The sequence below is a fragment of the Endozoicomonas atrinae genome (assembly GCF_001647025.1).
Classification (GTDB): domain Bacteria; phylum Pseudomonadota; class Gammaproteobacteria; order Pseudomonadales; family Endozoicomonadaceae; genus Endozoicomonas; species Endozoicomonas atrinae.
On record NZ_LUKQ02000136.1, the window covers coordinates 1 to 15,616 of the forward strand.

General features: G+C 47.1%; 14 protein-coding genes, 3 pseudogenes and 1 riboswitch. Of the genes and pseudogenes, 5 read left to right on the top strand and 12 right to left on the bottom strand.

The window, feature by feature from the left end; genetic code table 11:
* Positions 1–176: pseudogene (locus AK963_RS32185) on the top strand (IS256 family transposase); the annotation flags it as partial.
* A 76-nt stretch (positions 177–252) separates the two neighbouring features.
* Here AK963_RS32185 and AK963_RS17370 read toward each other — a convergent pair.
* Complete coding sequence (locus AK963_RS17370; RefSeq protein ID WP_066016711.1) at positions 253–1,287, bottom strand: IS481 family transposase; 1,035 nt, start codon at positions 1,285–1,287, stop codon at positions 253–255.
* 114 nt (positions 1,288–1,401) lie between these two features.
* Entirely contained in the window at positions 1,402–3,033 is a 1,632-nt protein-coding gene (locus tag AK963_RS17375) for a recombinase family protein (protein WP_066016712.1), read from the bottom strand.
* A 583-nt stretch (positions 3,034–3,616) separates the two neighbouring features.
* Between AK963_RS17375 and AK963_RS17380 the strand changes: the two genes are divergently transcribed.
* Positions 3,617–4,567: a hypothetical protein gene (locus AK963_RS17380; protein WP_139117480.1), complete on the top strand. Its 951-nt coding sequence runs from the start codon at positions 3,617–3,619 to the stop codon at positions 4,565–4,567.
* Between the two features lie 365 nt (positions 4,568–4,932).
* Positions 4,933–5,580: a hypothetical protein gene (locus AK963_RS17385; protein WP_139117481.1), complete on the top strand. Its 648-nt coding sequence runs from the start codon at positions 4,933–4,935 to the stop codon at positions 5,578–5,580.
* Between the two features lie 86 nt (positions 5,581–5,666).
* On the opposite strand, the gene AK963_RS17390 is transcribed toward AK963_RS17385, so the two are convergent.
* The 4 genes from AK963_RS17390 to thiD all read right to left on the bottom strand — a co-directional run bounded on the left by AK963_RS17390 (position 5,667) and on the right by thiD (position 9,197).
* Entirely contained in the window at positions 5,667–6,653 is a 987-nt protein-coding gene (locus AK963_RS17390) for an ABC transporter substrate-binding protein (RefSeq protein ID WP_175404557.1), read from the bottom strand.
* Positions 6,654–6,656: 3 nt separating this feature from the next.
* Positions 6,657–7,409, bottom strand: coding sequence for an ABC transporter permease (locus AK963_RS17395; protein ID WP_066016715.1), 753 nt, complete (start codon positions 7,407–7,409; stop codon positions 6,657–6,659).
* 3 nt (positions 7,410–7,412) lie between these two features.
* On the bottom strand, positions 7,413–8,195 hold the full coding sequence (locus AK963_RS17400) for an ABC transporter ATP-binding protein (protein WP_066016716.1): 783 nt from the start codon (positions 8,193–8,195) through the stop codon (positions 7,413–7,415).
* A 186-nt stretch (positions 8,196–8,381) separates the two neighbouring features.
* A complete protein-coding gene (thiD, locus tag AK963_RS17405) occupies positions 8,382–9,197 on the bottom strand; it encodes a bifunctional hydroxymethylpyrimidine kinase/phosphomethylpyrimidine kinase (RefSeq protein ID WP_066016717.1) in 816 nt (271 codons plus the stop codon).
* A gap of 177 nt (positions 9,198–9,374) precedes the next feature.
* Positions 9,375–9,484, bottom strand: a riboswitch (TPP riboswitch).
* A gap of 115 nt (positions 9,485–9,599) precedes the next feature.
* Here thiD and AK963_RS17410 point away from each other — a divergent pair.
* Positions 9,600–9,860, top strand: a complete 261-nt coding sequence (locus AK963_RS17410; protein ID WP_066016718.1) for a type B 50S ribosomal protein L31 — start codon at positions 9,600–9,602, stop codon at positions 9,858–9,860.
* 218 nt (positions 9,861–10,078) lie between these two features.
* A pseudogene (locus AK963_RS31435) lies at positions 10,079–10,165 on the top strand (50S ribosomal protein L36); the annotation flags it as partial.
* A gap of 68 nt (positions 10,166–10,233) precedes the next feature.
* Here AK963_RS31435 and AK963_RS17415 read toward each other — a convergent pair.
* The 6 genes and pseudogenes from AK963_RS17415 to AK963_RS35520 all read right to left on the bottom strand — a co-directional run.
* A complete protein-coding gene (locus tag AK963_RS17415; protein ID WP_083232731.1) occupies positions 10,234–11,013 on the bottom strand; it encodes an SDR family NAD(P)-dependent oxidoreductase in 780 nt (259 codons plus the stop codon).
* Between the two features lie 14 nt (positions 11,014–11,027).
* The gene (locus tag AK963_RS17420) at positions 11,028–11,570 is read right to left on the bottom strand and encodes a DUF3833 domain-containing protein (RefSeq protein WP_238593765.1); all 543 of its coding nucleotides are present in this window, start codon (positions 11,568–11,570) and stop codon (positions 11,028–11,030) included.
* A gap of 29 nt (positions 11,571–11,599) precedes the next feature.
* Positions 11,600–12,853, bottom strand: coding sequence for an SAM-dependent methyltransferase (locus AK963_RS17425; protein WP_066016720.1), 1,254 nt, complete (start codon positions 12,851–12,853; stop codon positions 11,600–11,602).
* The gene (locus AK963_RS17430) at positions 12,850–13,704 is read right to left on the bottom strand and encodes a DUF1365 domain-containing protein (protein ID WP_066016721.1); all 855 of its coding nucleotides are present in this window, start codon (positions 13,702–13,704) and stop codon (positions 12,850–12,852) included. The genes AK963_RS17425 and AK963_RS17430 overlap by 4 nt, the downstream gene beginning before the upstream one ends.
* A gap of 2 nt (positions 13,705–13,706) precedes the next feature.
* On the bottom strand, positions 13,707–15,116 hold the full coding sequence (locus AK963_RS17435) for an NAD(P)/FAD-dependent oxidoreductase (protein ID WP_238593766.1): 1,410 nt from the start codon (positions 15,114–15,116) through the stop codon (positions 13,707–13,709).
* A 324-nt stretch (positions 15,117–15,440) separates the two neighbouring features.
* Positions 15,441–15,616, bottom strand: a pseudogene (locus AK963_RS35520) (IS256 family transposase); the annotation flags it as partial.

A 15,616-nucleotide genomic window follows, 5' to 3' on the forward strand; every position in this document is an offset into this window, starting at 1 on the left:
GCGTCATTCGTAAGGCGATCAAGAACCGGAAGATTTTTCGGACTGATGAGTCAGTCATGAAGGTAATCTATCTGGCCATGGAAAAAGCTTCCGAGAAATGGACCATGCCGATCAGGAACTGGAAAGCAGCCATGAACCGGTTTGAAATTATGTTTCCTGACCGGTTCAAGGAGTAATAGTTTTGGTGGCGTTTACACAGAATTATTTACAGGCTCGTTACCGATTTTCAAGAGGGTGTCTGTCAGGTTAAATTCAGGCTATGAACTTTTCCTTCCAGATCTCTTTCCCATCAATCAGTGTTTCTATCGGCGTTCTCCCGTTGCACTGCTTACCTTGATGGGTACGCTCAGTATTGTAGTGAATTAACCATTCGTCCAGATCTGACTGAATCATCTCAATACTCGTATACAGCGTCTTTCTCAATGCAGGTTGATAAAACTCCTGCAGAATCGTTTTATGGAAGCGTTCACAGATTCCATTCGTTTGTGGATGCCGGGTTTTCGTCTTCGTATGTTCAATGTCGTTCACCGCCAGGTAAAGTTGATAATCGTGTTGATCAGCACGACCACAATACTCTGTACCTCTGTCTGTCAGTATTCTGAGCACAGGCAGCTCTTGTGCTTCATAGAATGGCAACACGCGGTCATTGAGCAGGTCTGCAGCCGTAATCGGGGTCTTTGTCTTATAAAGCTTGGCCTGCGCTACCTTGGAGTAAGTATCAACATAAGTCTGCTGATAAACGCGGCCAACACCTTTAAAGGTTCCAACATAGAAAGTGTCCTGTGAACCAAGGTAGCCAGGGTGCGCTGTGTCAATCTCACCACTGGCCTCATCATCCAGCTTCTTGCGCTCAAGTGCCCTGACCTGGGACTCGGTGAGAATGATTCCTTCTCGAGCCACTTTCTCTTCAAGGGCTCTGAGGCGCAGTTTGAAGCTTCCCAGATCATTTCTTAGCCAGATGCTTCTCACACCGCTGGGAGAGACGAAGATGCCTTGCTTGCGAAGTTCATTGGAAACACGGGCCTGTCCATGAGCAGGGTCTTCTACCGCATACTCAAGAACGGCTTTTTCAACAGCAGGATCTACACGGTTTTTGAGGTTTGGAACTCTTCGGCTTTGATCAAGAAGTGCTTCCACTCCACCTTCATCCACAGCATCCCGATAACGATAAAATGTATCTCTGGAGACACCCATGGTTTTACAGGCTTTAGAGATGTTTCCGAGCTCATCTGCAAGGTTCAGTAGCCCGACCTTGTGCTTGATGATTTTCTGGTTGGTGTGAATCATAAGGGTCACCTTTAATGATTTAGATTTCAGTGAACTCACCTTCTTTCTAAATCGGTAACCCATTTCTTTTGATGAGAAGAAATTGTCAGATTAAGTCTGAACTACTCCATCTCTCTACTTCCTCTTTCCTTCAATTTTGAGTATTCGCTTTTTCCCTTTGAACACATTAGCAGAATAGTCTTTAAAGACCTCAATTTTGATCTTTATACCGGATAGAAGGTGAATAACTGCAATCGTTCGCTGCCCTTCTTTTTCGGGTGAATGTATGACTATTTTTTCAATAGTATTTTTAAGCGCCTCAACAAAAGGCATCTGATCTTCTCTGGTGGCCTTCCCTAGCTGAAACCGCTTATGAAAAGCATTTATGTGATCTATACTAGCCGCCATGCTTGGGGAGGCTAACATTTTTAGCTGTTCCTGTATTTCTACAATTTGCTGGTTAATAAAGCCTATATCTTTCTCAAGGTCTACAATCATCCGAACCCCAGTTTCAGAGCCAGCTGCTACAAGCTTGGCGAGATTATCTACTTGGCCTTGTTTATCTTCTAGCTCAGTTTGTTTGGCTGATAGTTCTTTTGAAAGCTTTGTCTTTTTGCTGTTTGATGCACTTACTAGCATGTCATCTTTATCTATCACTGCGATAGCTTTTAATAAAACAGTTTGAAAATAATTTCCACCAATTTTAGAACGCTGACCGCAGTCTTCTTTGTATGATAATCTCCGTTTGCACTTAAATGGAGAAAAGTTTCTTGAGCCGGTCAATGAAACTGAGTATCCACAGTGACCACATATCAGGAATGTTCGAAAGAAATTGATTCTTTCCTTTCCGGGTCTGCCTGAACCAACCCTGATTCTATTTTTTATAGCTGATTGGGCTGCGTAGAAAGTATCCTCACTAATAATGGCAGGATATGCAGGAATCTCTATATGAAGAGATTGATATTTGTCCGAAACGTACTCATTTGGTTCATATAATCCGAGAACCCTTTTCTGCTTAAATAGTTTGCTTATATACTTTGGAGATACAGCAAAATTTTCACCATACTTATCCTTCATAAATTTGATAATTGATCCATAGCTCATATTTTCATTAATACAGAGGTGAAAAACCTCTCTTATCATGTTTGCTCTTTCTTCGATGATAAATGGAGTGTCTGTAGTTACATCAATCCAATCTGGATATATACGTTTATGAGCAATTATACCCTTTGATATTTTTTCTCGACGATCTTTCCAACTTTTCTTTATCCGTTTGGATTTTGTTGCACTTTCTTCATGTGCCCGAGATAGAATTGTTATGGAAATAAGTAGTGGACCAAAGTTTGCTTCAATACTTTCTTTGCTATAGATCATGCGATCATGGTACGTACAGATAGAGATCCCAGTATTAAGTATCCGAATGAACAGTTCCAACGCATCCATGATGTTCGCTCGGCTTAATCGGTCAAGGCTTTCAACAAGCAAAATCGCAGGTCGCCTTATCAGGCCATTATCTACAGCATTTAAGAAGCTACCAAGTGCAGCTTTATCATCAAGGTTTTTGCCATGAAAGGCAGACTTGCCAATGTCAGTAAGTTTGAAGCTGGTGTCCATCGTCCAGCCTTGTTCATTGCAAAAGGCTTCGCTATCCTCGATCTGTCTTTTTATACCTCCGCCTTTCTTCTGCTTTAGCGTGGAAATACGGTGGTATGAGTAACAGTAAGTCGTCCTTGCAATAGTTGCATCCATAGCTTTTTTTATATTCATAATGCCTCCAACTATCCTGCATTAGTAATTATCAAAAAGCTATTAAATTATTTCTATAATTAGGATATTGGCCAGTACTGCTAATGACATGGTTCTTATTCCCTTCCTGTTTTAAAAGGTGTTATCTGCTGAGGGCCTGCTTCTGGCTGGTACCAGGATTTTCTCAACCGGTATCGCTATTGAGTTTTTTTCAGAGCGTAGAGTTGAGACGTAAGATCTTTTACTTTAGTTCCATAAAGTGATTTTGAGATCAACTGCCTACTGTAGCAGGTCGGCCATTATTCAATAATTTGATGGCATGCGATAGCATGATAACCCTCTGTTTTTTAGAATATTTTTTTGTAACAAATATAGTTTTATGGAATAAGTAGGGCGTGTCTGCTCAGGACCCTGAATAATTAGACGCCAGTTAAACGATCTAGTTGCTTCATGTAAGAGAAGCCTGCGTGCTCTGATTAACAGTCACTTACAGATCAGAGTTGCAAGTGGAAATGGTTTCATTCGACTAGAATTGGGTCTACCAAAAGGAATGATTACAAGTGAAAGGACTTATGATGTTATCTGAAACATAAAAGTACAGAACATGATTAAAGATTGCTGCTCATGGATATCTGGGTTTTGGGGGTCAAACTCGGCAACCGAAGAGTCGACCATCCAGAGGGTTTCAGAGCGTTCCCCGCTCATTCAGCAGGAAGCAAGTTGGAGAGTTTCTACACTTCCAAGACCTGTTACATCGGTTCGTGACTACAGAATTGCTCACAGTAACCCAATCACTACATTCGCTCACCTTCAAACTCCTGAAGGCAAAGTTTGTCAGTTAGTCAGAATGACTGGAAATTCTATTTTGAGAATTTCTTCTTACCCCCCTACGCCTGTTTTTCCGATACTTGAGGATCTGCTTTCCAGTGGCATGGAGGGAAAAGGCTTGCCAGCTGTTTCTGCTGTTTGTGAGGACCGAGAAGTATTTATAAAAAACTCGATGTCGCCAGAAGGTTTTCGGGTGGAGGTCGGTGAAACTGTGTTTTATTACCTGCAATTATTACTTTACTTGAATACTCGTGGAGCACCTTTTATTCAGAGTCTGGCTCCTTATCCTTATGTTAAAGATGCTTTGATGAAATATTGGGACTGCCTGTTTAAGCCAATGTCGCTGGCTGCTCAAGCCAAAGAAAAGTGTGAGGAGATATTGGGGAAATACTATAAGCCTGAACTTAATTACAATGGAGAAGCTGAGAGAATACAGGAAGAAGAAAATAAACTTAATGATCTGGCTGTTGTGCTAAAGAATCTTGTGTTGCAATCAAAAGGAAGTAAGGCTGAATACGATTGTGTCAACAATCAAAGACTGATTGACTTGCTTTTGGATATTCTCACTCTTTACTCTGGTGGTAGGCCGGATAGGGTTGTCGGATCGTTACCAGAGGAGACTATTTGCTTCCTGGATAAAAAACTCGGCTGTCGAACTTTTGCATCTGAGCCCTGTTTACCAAATGCAAGATCACTACTAAATCCTGCTAATCTGGGGTTGGGCTAAAGGCTGTAATTGGGATCTGTTGTGGCCTTTGATGATGAGCGGCTTTTTCACCTGGACAAAGCAAAAGGCTCAATGATTGATAAAGTATGAAACGATCACATTTGCTTTTCATTCTGTTGCTTTTATCAAATAGCCTATTTTCGGAATATAAAGGCAGCAACTTTTCTGGGACTTGGCACCAAGTCACTTCTGATGAATATACCCTTCCTCATAATGAGATCTCTTTTGGTTATCTGCTCAATTGGGGGGTAAATGAAATAAAAAACTCCGCAACAAGAACATTATCAGATCACTCAGACGCCTTGCCTTATTTTACTAAACTGGTTCATCCAAATGGTATTTGTCTCAGTGGAAAATGGCGAATAATGCATGACAACCCATACGGTGGGTATTTCAAACAGGGCTCTGAGGCTTTAATCATTGCCAGGGCATCGGTGGCATTGAATGAAACAACAAAAGGTCACCAACGGGCCTTTGGGTTTGCGGGTAAGTTATTTCCAACTACAGACAGTGATGACGTGGTGCAAACAGCGAATTTCTTTCTGATCGATGATCTTGGGGGAACCAGTGCAGAACACTATACCAGTGTGGCTATGACCAATGAACCTGCCAGCTCAATAACACTGACCGTCGTCAGACATCTTATTTACTCCATTAAATTAGCGGTTACGTTTGGAGAGGCAGACAGTAATCCGGGTATTCGGCAGCTTTATGAGGTGTCTTATCTGGGTGAAGAAAATACATCCACGGTCAGAACACCAAGATGGATGAAAGTGCAGGCGTTACCCGGGCAAACGGTAAATGCTGAAGATTTCCGAGATGAACTGAATGTGGATGCTCATGGAGGCGAAATAAAATTCTCAGTCTCTGTTGCCAGCTCACAGGATAGCCGTGGTAGAAAAAACTGGTCTGAGATTGGTGAAATTATTCTGGATGCTTCTGTGGTGTCTAACTCCTGTGATCACCGTTTGCACTTTCACCACCCAAAGTGGAAAAGTAACTTGAGGTATTAAGTTACTCTTCCATATGGCTCCATATGGCCGGGTACTTAGGATCTGTTGATAACGGTACATCAACAGATCCTGAAGCCAGTATTGGATTAGAAATCCAGCATATAGTCCTGACTGTTTACTTTGGCTTTCAGCTCCCCATTCTCTTGCAGATAGTCAGCAAAAGCCTGATAACGTCCAGCATCCCTGGCAGCAGGTCTCAGATCAAAACGGGAAATGGTGTCAAACCAGGCGCGGCGGTTCAGTTCGTTATCCAGTTTTTTGGGGCTGTAATCCCTGAAGATCTCCCAGGATTTTTCCGGATTATTCACAATGTATTGTGTGCCCAATTCAATCGCCCTGAGAAAACGACGAATGGCGTCTTTATCGTTCTTCTTGCTGTTGGCGATAAAAATCAGTTCATCATAAGGCGGAATATTGTTTTCCTCGTAATAGAACATACGACCCTTACGCCCTTCAATGGCCAGCTGGTTCAGCTCGAAGTTACGATACGCCCCCATGATGGCATCCACCCGGCCACTCATCAGGGAAGAGGACAGATTCCAGCCGACATTGACCAGTTTCACATCCTTGGCACCAAATCCATAAGGTTCAAACAGGGTATCCAGAATCGCATTTTCTATACCGCCAATGTTCAAACCGATGGTTTTACCCTTCATGTCTTTCAGGGATTTGATGGGGCCATCATCCAGAACCAGCAGTCCGTCCAGAGGTGTAGCCACCAGTGTGCCGGCCCAGGCAAGGGGAAGGCCATTGGCCACACCGTGTATCAGGCTGGGCTGGTAGTAAACGGCGAGATCCACTTTTTCCGCCGCCACCAGTTTGGGAGGCAGGTTTGGGTCCGCAGGCTCCTGAATGTCGACCTTAAGCCCCTGGTCTTTGAAATAGCCATTCTCCTGGGCAATGATAATGGGACCGTGATCAGGATTGACAAACCATTCCAGCATCAGAGTCAGCTCTTTCAACTCATTGGCGGGCTTGGTACCGGACGCCTGGCTGCTTGCACTGGCATGCAGGCTGAAGGACAGCATCAGTGTCATTACCCATAGGAAAGTGTGTTTCATCAGTTTTTTCATTTCTTATTCCTGAGAAGTTTCCGGTTGCCACGGAATGAGTCTGCGCAAAAGACGGTCGGTAGTGTAGTAAAGGGTGACGGAGCAGAAGGCTAATACGGTGAGAGCTGCAAACATCTGGTCAACCCAGAGTCGTGCATTAGCCTGAAGCATGAGATAGCCAAGGCCGGCACTTGAGCCAACCCATTCCCCGACAACGGCACCAATCGGTGCAACCACAACGGCTACTCGCAGCCCTGACGCCAGGGCTGGCAGTGCCGCAGGCCAGCGAATATTGCGAAGAATGGCAAACCGGTTTCCCCCCATGGTTTGCGCCATATCCAGCCAGCCCTGATGGGTATGGCGCAGCCCGTCATAACAGCAGGTGGCAACGGGAAAAAAGATCACCAGAATCGTCATCACCACTTTGGAGGTCAGGCCGTAACCAAACCAGAGCATCAATATCGGTGCGAGAGCAAATACCGGAATGGCCTGAGTGATAAGTAGAGGTGGTAACAGCCAGGGTCTTAACGCGGTGAAATAGACGAGAATCAGGGCGAGAATAATGCCCAACAGAACGCCGAGTAACAGCCCCAGCAGCATTTCACTGAGGGTAACCAGCGTGTGTTCCCATAACAGGCTGGCATTCTCAACCATGCTGTTGGCCACTTCCAGTGGACCGGGAAGGATATAGGCTGGCATATCAAAAGCAATCACCATGGCATGCCAGAGAACCAGGAGGCCAATAAGAACAATGAAGGGTTTGATGGAGTCTTTCATTTTTTATTGTCCTTCTGCTCTTTCATCAAACGACTCATGACGTAAACGATCCAGCAGTTTGCCCTGTAATGACATCAGGTCATTATTAGCCAGTGAACGGGGTGTCTTTCCCGGTGGAGTAATAGCATCCGTCAGACGGGCAGGTTGTCCCTGCAGGTGATAAACCTCATGACCAAGGCGCAGTGCCTCCAGCGGATCATGGGTTATTAACAGTACAGTGCGGTTCTGCAGAAGCTCACAGGCAAGATCCTGTAAGTTGAGACGGGTGATGGCATCCAGTGCGCCGAATGGTTCGTCCATTAACACCAGTGGCCTGTTTTCCATCAGCGTCCGGGCAAGGGCTACCCGCTGGCGCTGACCTCCGGAGAGGTTCTGGGGCAGAGTGTGCGCTTTTTCTGTGAGGCCAACCTTTTCCAGAATCGACATGGCCTGGTCCTGAACTTCAGCAGACAAGACTGGACGACGCGTTAACATATCCACCAGATTGCGGCGCAGGCGCTGCCCCAGCGTGATATTTTCGAGTACCGAAAACCAGGGCAGCAGAAGATCCTGCTGCGCCATCCAGGCAATTCGATGATTAACCGAAAGACCGTCCTGACAAGCAACCTTTCCCGTTGTTTCTCCCGCAGGCAGGCCGGCAATCAAACGCAGCAGGCTGGTTTTACCCACTCCGCTGCCGCCCAGAAGGCAGGTCCACTGGCCGCCCTTAAGGGTCAGGTTAAGATCTTCAAAAACACAGTGGTTTCCAAATCTAAGACTGGCATTGTGAATAATCACATCAAACATCGTTAAATCGCTTCCCGCTTCCCGCTTCCCGCTTCCCGCTTCCCGCTTCCCGCTTCCCGCTTCCCGCTTCCCGCTTCCCGCTTCCCGCTTCCCGCTTCCCGCTTCCCGCTTCCCGCTTCCCGCTTCCCGCTTCCCGGATGCATTTATTTCAAGGGCATCGGGTGACAGGGAGCGGGCTGTGACTATTTACCACGTTCGGTAAAAGTGATGGACCGGGCCATGGCCTGAACCAATGCTCAGGTTGTCAGCATGGGCAATCGCACCGGCAATGTATTCTTTGGCAGACCTGACGGCGTCCATCAAAGGATAATCCCTGGCCAGCAAAGCGGTTACTGCAGACGACAATGTACAGCCTGTGCCGTGGGTATTTCGGGTTTCAACCCATGGCGACTCGAGCTTGTGCAGTGTCTTACCGTCATGGAACAGGTCGACAGCTTTATTGTTGCCACTGTCTGAGGATAGGTGGCCACCTTTCAGTAACACTGCGCTGGCTCCCAGATCCATCAACGGGTCAATCATGGCGATCATGGCTTCCAGTGACTCCGGGCGGGGACAATTCAGGAGAACTGCTGCTTCCGGCAGGTTTGGCGTAATGAGTGTTGCTTTCGGAATCAGCTTGCGACGCAGGTTATCAATGGCTGCTTCCTGCAGCAGTACATCACCGCTGGTGGCCACCATGACCGGGTCTACCACCAGATATTTCAGCGGGTAGTCACTGACAGCGCGGGCAACCGTATCAATCACTTCAGGCTGGCTCAGCATGCCAACCTTGGCGGCGGAAATGTTCAGATCGGAAAAGACAGAGTCCAGCTGCTCGCGGACAAAGGCGGGTGATACGTCAAAAATACCCTGAACACCCAGAGTGTTCTGTGCGGTCAGCGCAGTAATGACACTGCAGCCGTAGGCACCAAGGGCTGAGAAGGTTTTCAGGTCTGCCTGAATTCCGGCACCACCGCCACTGTCAGAACCGGCAATGGTCAATGCGATTGGTGTAGAAGACATAAGCTCGCGCCTCTCCACAAGAGAAACTCCATCAGTACATCATTAGGACTGGCGGGAAAAGAGGGCGGGTCGTTGGGTTAACTCTGTTTCCTGTTGAGAATATTGCTCCGTGCCGGGGCAATCAGATGCGTCGAATAACAGGCTTGCACGATTGTTAGTACATCAGGGTTTTATCAGCTCTCAGGCCCGTCGGTTTCCTACGCCAGCATTATCTGGTTCAGGTTCTATGGGTGTATCTCAGTTCTGCCTTTCATTATTGGGACGGCAGAACACCCCAACCAACACCGGCCGAGTCTATGGGGTTTGCCATAAGCTGTCCAGTGAGTTGCATGAATTGACGCTTATTAAATAAGTGTTATGTTATAACATATCTATTCTGTGAAAGCGGGAGTGTGGTGTGATATGAAAAAAGGTATTCACCCGGAATACAGAAAAGTTGCTTTCCACGACTTGGGAGCGGATAAGTTCATTATTGTCCGTTCAACGGTACAGACTGATCGAACGGTGGATATTGGCGGTCAGACATATCCCTATATGACGCTGGATGTTTCTTCCTGGTCTCATCCTTTCTATACCGGCAAACAGAAGACCTCCACTCAGGATGGCCGGGTTGCCCAGTTCAACAAACGTTTTGGGAACCTAGGTCTCAAAAGGAGCAAGTAGTGCAGGTTCTGTGTTCTTTAAAAAGTGCGAAAAGTCGCAGCAGTGATTGCCAGGTGGTTATACCAATTTCACCTTCTAAACATAAACTGCGCAGCCATTTTGCACAGCTGGCTCTTCGTTGGAACTCCTCGCAATAGCCCCGCTATTACTCGTCATTCCGCCTTGCCCAGCCGTCCAAAATGGCTTGCTCGATATCATATTTAGAAGGCGGAATTGGTATTAATCGCCGGGGGCGTGTATACGTCATCTGTAAATCAAATCCCAAGTTCAAAGCCGTTCAGGGGCGGGCAAAGAAGAAAAAATAAGACCTATTGGCAGCAGAGCCCGGCATCGACTTGCCGGGTATTCGATGCAGAATATTCAAGGATAGGGGCTATCCGGCCCTGCGGATTAACCAGAAATACAGCGGATAGGGCAGGCGACGCAGAAGCCCAAGGATTGCGGCGAAAATACGAGGGAATCGAATTTCGAACTGTCGCCCTTTCATCCCTTTAACGATGATGTCTGCAGCTTTATCGACTTCCATCAGAAAGGGCATGGGAAACCGGTTCTTGCTGGTGAGTGGGGTTTTCACAAACCCCGGGTTGATCACTTTGATAGCAATACCGACTTCAGACAGCTCCGTATTGAGAGATTCTGCCATATTGATTAACGCCGCCTTGGTTGCCCCATAGCCTGCGGCTCTTGGTAAGCCTCGATAGCCTGCCAGAGAGGCATTGATGGCGATGGTTCCCTTGCCCTTTTTTTTCATACTGGCGATCAGTGGCTCAAGGCAATGGCATACGCCCATCAGGTTCAGTTCCACCTGCTGACGCACGGCGCTGCTGGTAAACTCAGTTGCCGAAGTAGAAATATAGGTTCCGGCATTTAAAATCGCCTGATCAATACAACCATGAGTTTCAATGATCTTGTTTACCGTCTCAGTCACTGCGGTTTGATCAGTAACATCCAAAGGGTAGGGAATAATCCGGCCTTTCAACTCAGTTGATTGATTTGCCAGAGCTTCCAGCCGTTCCATATTTCTGGCACTGGCCGCTACGATTAGCCCTTCTCGAGCCATTGCAATTGTCACTGCTTCACCAATGCCCTGACTTGCTCCGGTAATCCAGACGACCGAAGGGGAAGAAGGTGCTATATCCTGGTTGGAGCTCATATCTACGTTGCCTTTTATTGTTGTTCTTTAACGGCTTTCTCTGGCCCGGGTTTTTCAAAAGCGATGGTCAACGTACCCAGCTTTATACCCCACTTACTCATGGTCGCAACATTCAGCAGTACGCCATCTTCCTGAAGGAACATCCAGTCGTCAAAGGTAACAACCCACTCCCGGCCATTGATGGGCAGGCGCAGCTGGTATTTGAAATTAAAGGCATTACCGGCACTTCGTCCAATGGCACGACCGACGACATCTCCGGCCGTTCCCTGGTAGTGTCCATCGCCAATAATTTTGACGCTCCAGATTCGGTTGGACTCAGTGCCATCTGAGTAGATGAAATCCTCATTCAAGGTCAGCACACCGTCTTTTACTTCACCATTCATCAGAACTTTAAAGCGCTTTTGAACATTACCAAACCGATCCTGGAACATGCCCCAGGCAACGGTTTCTCCAGCAAAGTATTCTTCAATTTTCAGGTTCGGCTCACTGCCGGCATAGTCTTCAATATTCATGGTGGAGCACCCCGTCAGCATAAACAGTAGGGTCAGGAGCCACACTTGTCCTGACCTCCAGTCCTTTATTGTTCTTAACGAGACAGACATGAGGCCTCCCCTGGCTCAGTGGAAATAGGTTTGGTGAGTTTGTATAGGCAGACATCAATACTCTTGAATTGAAAACCGGTAGCGCAGTAATCCAGGTAGAACTGCCACATCCGTTTAAAACGTTCATCAAACCCGAGCTTTTCGATGGTGGGCCAGGCCGCAAGGAAATGCCGTTTCCACTCAACCAGCGTTTTTGCATAATCGAGACCGAATGAGAGCGTATTGGTAGTGGCTAACCCAGCTTTGCTGGCTTGCTCTTTCATCACTTTGTTGCTGGGCAGCATGCCACCGGGGAAGATATAACGCTGAATAAAGTCAACACCGCTGCGATACTCCTCAAAGCGGGAGTCATCAATCAGGATGGCCTGGATAACTGCAGAGCCCCCGGGCTTCAGGCTGTGGTAGATTTTTTCAAAATACACTGGCCAGTGCTCTTCACCTACGGCCTCGATCATTTCGATGGAAACGATATGGTCAAACTGCTCATGGATATCCCGGTAATCCGTAAGACTGAACTGGTGGGACTGGTTGTCAGACATCTGTTGTGCATAGGCGAGCTGTTCCTTTGACAGTGTGATCCCGTGGTAAGCGCCTTGATGTCTCTGATTCAGTGTCCGGGCAAAGCCCCCCCAGCCACAGCCTACCTCAAGAACAGAATTTCCTGGACGAAGCTCTAGCCAGTCGATAATGGTGTTGTATTTATTGCTCTGTGCCGTTTCCAGATCCTCATGATCGTCGAAATAAAGGGCGCTTGAATAGGTCGTGGAAGGGTCAAGCCACAGCGTATAAAAGTCGTTGCCCAGGTCATAATGAGCGGCAATATTGCGACGACTGCCGGAGCGGCTGTTACGGCGCAGCTTGTGCAGGATACGGTTAACCAGGTTACTGAGCCAGTTAGACGTCATCAAGTCCTGCAGATTGTCCTCATTGGCCATGGCCCAGTCAGTGAGTGCTCTCAGATCCGGAGTGCTCCAGTCGCCGTTGATGTAAGACTCTGACCAGCCCAGTAACCCTTGACTGCTTTGCTGGATCAAACCCACAGGGTTATGGATCTGCAGGCAGGGAATGGGAGTGCCTGACTTGAACTGCCCGACCATAACGCTTTCGTTGCCATCAATGCGCAGCTCAATTCTACTGACCCCGGTCTTAACTAATCGCTTTTCCAGCCAGGAAAGTACTTTTCTCAGTGCAGGGAACAGTGGTTTGGTGCTTATTTCCGTGGAACTGGTTGAGTTCATATTTTTTTCTCCCTGTTCGCTGCACTTTTTCCTTTCGCTATAGGCATTTCTGCACGGCTATGGCTGAAAAAGAAATGTCTAGGCGTGTGTGTGTAAATCGATATGCCCTTTAGCCAGAGCCTTAAGGCTTCCCAGTGAATGGCTGCCATGACTTTTATGGTTTGCAGTGGAAGCAGCATGGTCTGTTTTACGATAAAACGATCGGTGATGGTTTGTCGAAGCCCTTTGAACACCGCAGTAAATAACTTACCGCTTGAATCATTCAAGTTAATGCCAAGGGTGACACTCTCTTCTGGTGGCTGTATTCGGAAATGGTAATAGCAGTCCATTGGAAAGAAGGGGGAAACATGCAGTGCTTTATCTGCCTGTTGCTGAACAACCTGCTTTTTATGCTCAATTGATCGGGTTGCGTCCAGTTGGTCTTCTGACTCGAGTGGTGCAACGTACGCGTGCCTTTCTCCAAAGGTATTGCTGACCTCATAAATGATTGCTGTCAGCTTTTGATCCCGGTAGCAAAAGTAGACAGCCAATGGATTAAAGGTGTAGCCAAACATCCTGGGATAACAGAGCAGGCTGACTTGGTCCGGTATTTGAATACTATGTTGATCAAGTAACTGGTTGATCTGTTCCCGCAACGGTGTATCTGAGCCATCGCCATGGTCTCTGGGATAGAAAGACACCACGTTAAAACGGTTAACGGAAAATAGCATTAACTGCTTGTCCAGTGCATCAATGTCATCCAGATCCAGCAACCAGGACGCAACCCGATAAGAGAAGCGATGCTTTTTCGGCTTGAACCGATGATGCATCAATTCGCCAACGTAAATAGCAGAACCAGAGGAAGACTCCATTCTCATGATTCCTGCTTCTGGGGTTCAGACGTTGTGAGTTGAGAATCAGAGAAACCTGTACCAAAAAAGCTTCGTCCAAACAGATCAGGCCGATGAAGCCGGTCATTTTCCCCCTTAACCTGCCAGGGCCGGCGAATGCCTCCAAGGCTTTCAGCAACAGCAAGACCGGACTGAAGACCGTCTTCGTGAAAGCCATAGCCCATCCATGCCCCACAATACCAGGTTCTGTTTCTGCCCTGCAGTTCCCAGATTCTCTCCTGAGCTTCAATAGCGTCACGGTCAAATACCGGATGGTCATAAAGATAACAGCCATGAATCTGATCAGTGGAAGGTTCCTGCTCAGGATTCAGAGTGACAAACAGTGGAGGACCTTCCAGATGCTGCAGGTTATTCATCCAGTAAGTAACCGCAGGACCATGCTCATGGCCTTTGTCGGATGTGTCGGTGCCAAGGTAGTTCCAACTGGCCCAGGCCTTTTTGTTATCTGGCATCAGTCGCTCATCACTGTGCAAAAGAGCCTTGTTTCGTTGAAAGGTAAATGCTCCCAGCAAGTGCTGTTCAAACTCATCTGGTTCAGAGAGTAAACTCAGTGACGTGTCTGCATGGCAGGCCATCACTACGTGATCAAAGTTCCAGTCTTTACCCTGGAAATCGGTTAATTGAACCCGGTCAGGGAAGCGCTTGATCTTCCTGATGCAGCGGTTGGTGAGTGCAGATGGACCCAGCTCATCAATAATCCGCTGAACATACTCTCGACTGCCGCCCTTAACCGTCAGCCATTGTGGTCGGTCCGACAATTGGAGCAGGCCATGATTTGAGCAGAATCTCAAAAAGGCCAGGGCAGGGTAGACCAGCATTTTGTCCGCAGGCGTTGACCAGATGGCAGCGCCCATGGGGATAAGGTGGTCATGGATAAACCGCTGGCTGAAACGTTCACGATGCAGCAGCTGGCCCAGGGTTAAGGACGCATCAATCCCCTCTTCATGTTCAAGACTGCCAAGCCATTTTTCACTGTTGCGATAAAAACGCAGAATATCTGCCAGCATCAACCAGAAGCCTGGGCGCAGCAGGTTTTTCTTTTGTGCGAATAATCCTGACAGGTCAGTGCCGGCGTATTCTGTAGACCCCTTGTTCAAGGAAACGGCAAAGGACATATCCGTGGGGACAAAAGGCACCTGAAGGTGTTTAAAAAAAGCGATCAGGTTTGGATAGGTTTTCTCATTGAACACAATAAAACCAGTATCTACAGGGATTGGCTTCTCATCTCCCACTGAGACAGTGTGGCTATGCCCTCCAAAACGATCGTCCTTCTCAAATAAGGTAACGTTGTGCTGCTTTGAAAGTAACCAGGCGCATGAAAGTCCGCTGATACCGGAACCGACGACAGCTATGTTCATTCCTTTCGTGGACACGAATGAGGCTCCCTGTTGCTTTTATTAGGCCGTTGAATACTGTTAAAAGCCTATACGCACAGAGTGGCATAATGGTTCACTAAAAAACAGCTCGGCCGTAATTAGCCTATGCTTGTAAAGGTAAGGAAAGGAGGGAAAGCATATAATTATCTTTTACTATCATGAGTTTCACTGTCAGTGAACTCAATCTGCAAGGCCTGAGTTATTAACACTTTTGGAGTTATTAACGCTGTTGGTGTACTTTGACAGCATGACAATACTGGAGAGTATCATAAAGTGCCCATTGAGCCTGTAAATAATTCTGTGTAAACGCCACCAAAACTATTACTCCTTGAACCGGTCAGGAAACATAATTTCAAACCGGTTCATGGCTGCTTTCCAGTTCCTGATCGGCATGGTCCATTTCTCGGAAGCTTTTTCCATGGCCAGATAGATTACCTTCATGACTGACTCATCAGTCCGAAAAATCTTCCGGTTCTTGATCGCCTTACGAATGACGC

Coding starts and splice junctions, on each gene's coding strand:
- AK963_RS17390 (WP_175404557.1), bottom strand. CDS start 6,653: ATGAAAAAACTGATGAAACACACTTTCCTATGGGTAATGACACTGATG.
- AK963_RS17415 (WP_083232731.1), bottom strand. CDS start 11,013: ATGAGCTCCAACCAGGATATAGCACCTTCTTCCCCTTCGGTCGTCTGG.
- AK963_RS17370 (WP_066016711.1), bottom strand. CDS start 1,287: ATGATTCACACCAACCAGAAAATCATCAAGCACAAGGTCGGGCTACTG.
- AK963_RS17385 (WP_139117481.1), top strand. CDS start 4,933: ATGCATGACAACCCATACGGTGGGTATTTCAAACAGGGCTCTGAGGCT.
- AK963_RS17425 (WP_066016720.1), bottom strand. CDS start 12,853: ATGAACTCAACCAGTTCCACGGAAATAAGCACCAAACCACTGTTCCCT.
- AK963_RS17410 (WP_066016718.1), top strand. CDS start 9,600: ATGAAAAAAGGTATTCACCCGGAATACAGAAAAGTTGCTTTCCACGAC.
- thiD (WP_066016717.1), bottom strand. CDS start 9,197: ATGTCTTCTACACCAATCGCATTGACCATTGCCGGTTCTGACAGTGGC.
- AK963_RS17400 (WP_066016716.1), bottom strand. CDS start 8,195: ATGTTTGATGTGATTATTCACAATGCCAGTCTTAGATTTGGAAACCAC.
- AK963_RS17395 (WP_066016715.1), bottom strand. CDS start 7,409: ATGAAAGACTCCATCAAACCCTTCATTGTTCTTATTGGCCTCCTGGTT.
- AK963_RS17430 (WP_066016721.1), bottom strand. CDS start 13,704: ATGGAGTCTTCCTCTGGTTCTGCTATTTACGTTGGCGAATTGATGCAT.
- AK963_RS17380 (WP_139117480.1), top strand. CDS start 3,617: ATGATTAAAGATTGCTGCTCATGGATATCTGGGTTTTGGGGGTCAAAC.
- AK963_RS17375 (WP_066016712.1), bottom strand. CDS start 3,033: ATGAATATAAAAAAAGCTATGGATGCAACTATTGCAAGGACGACTTAC.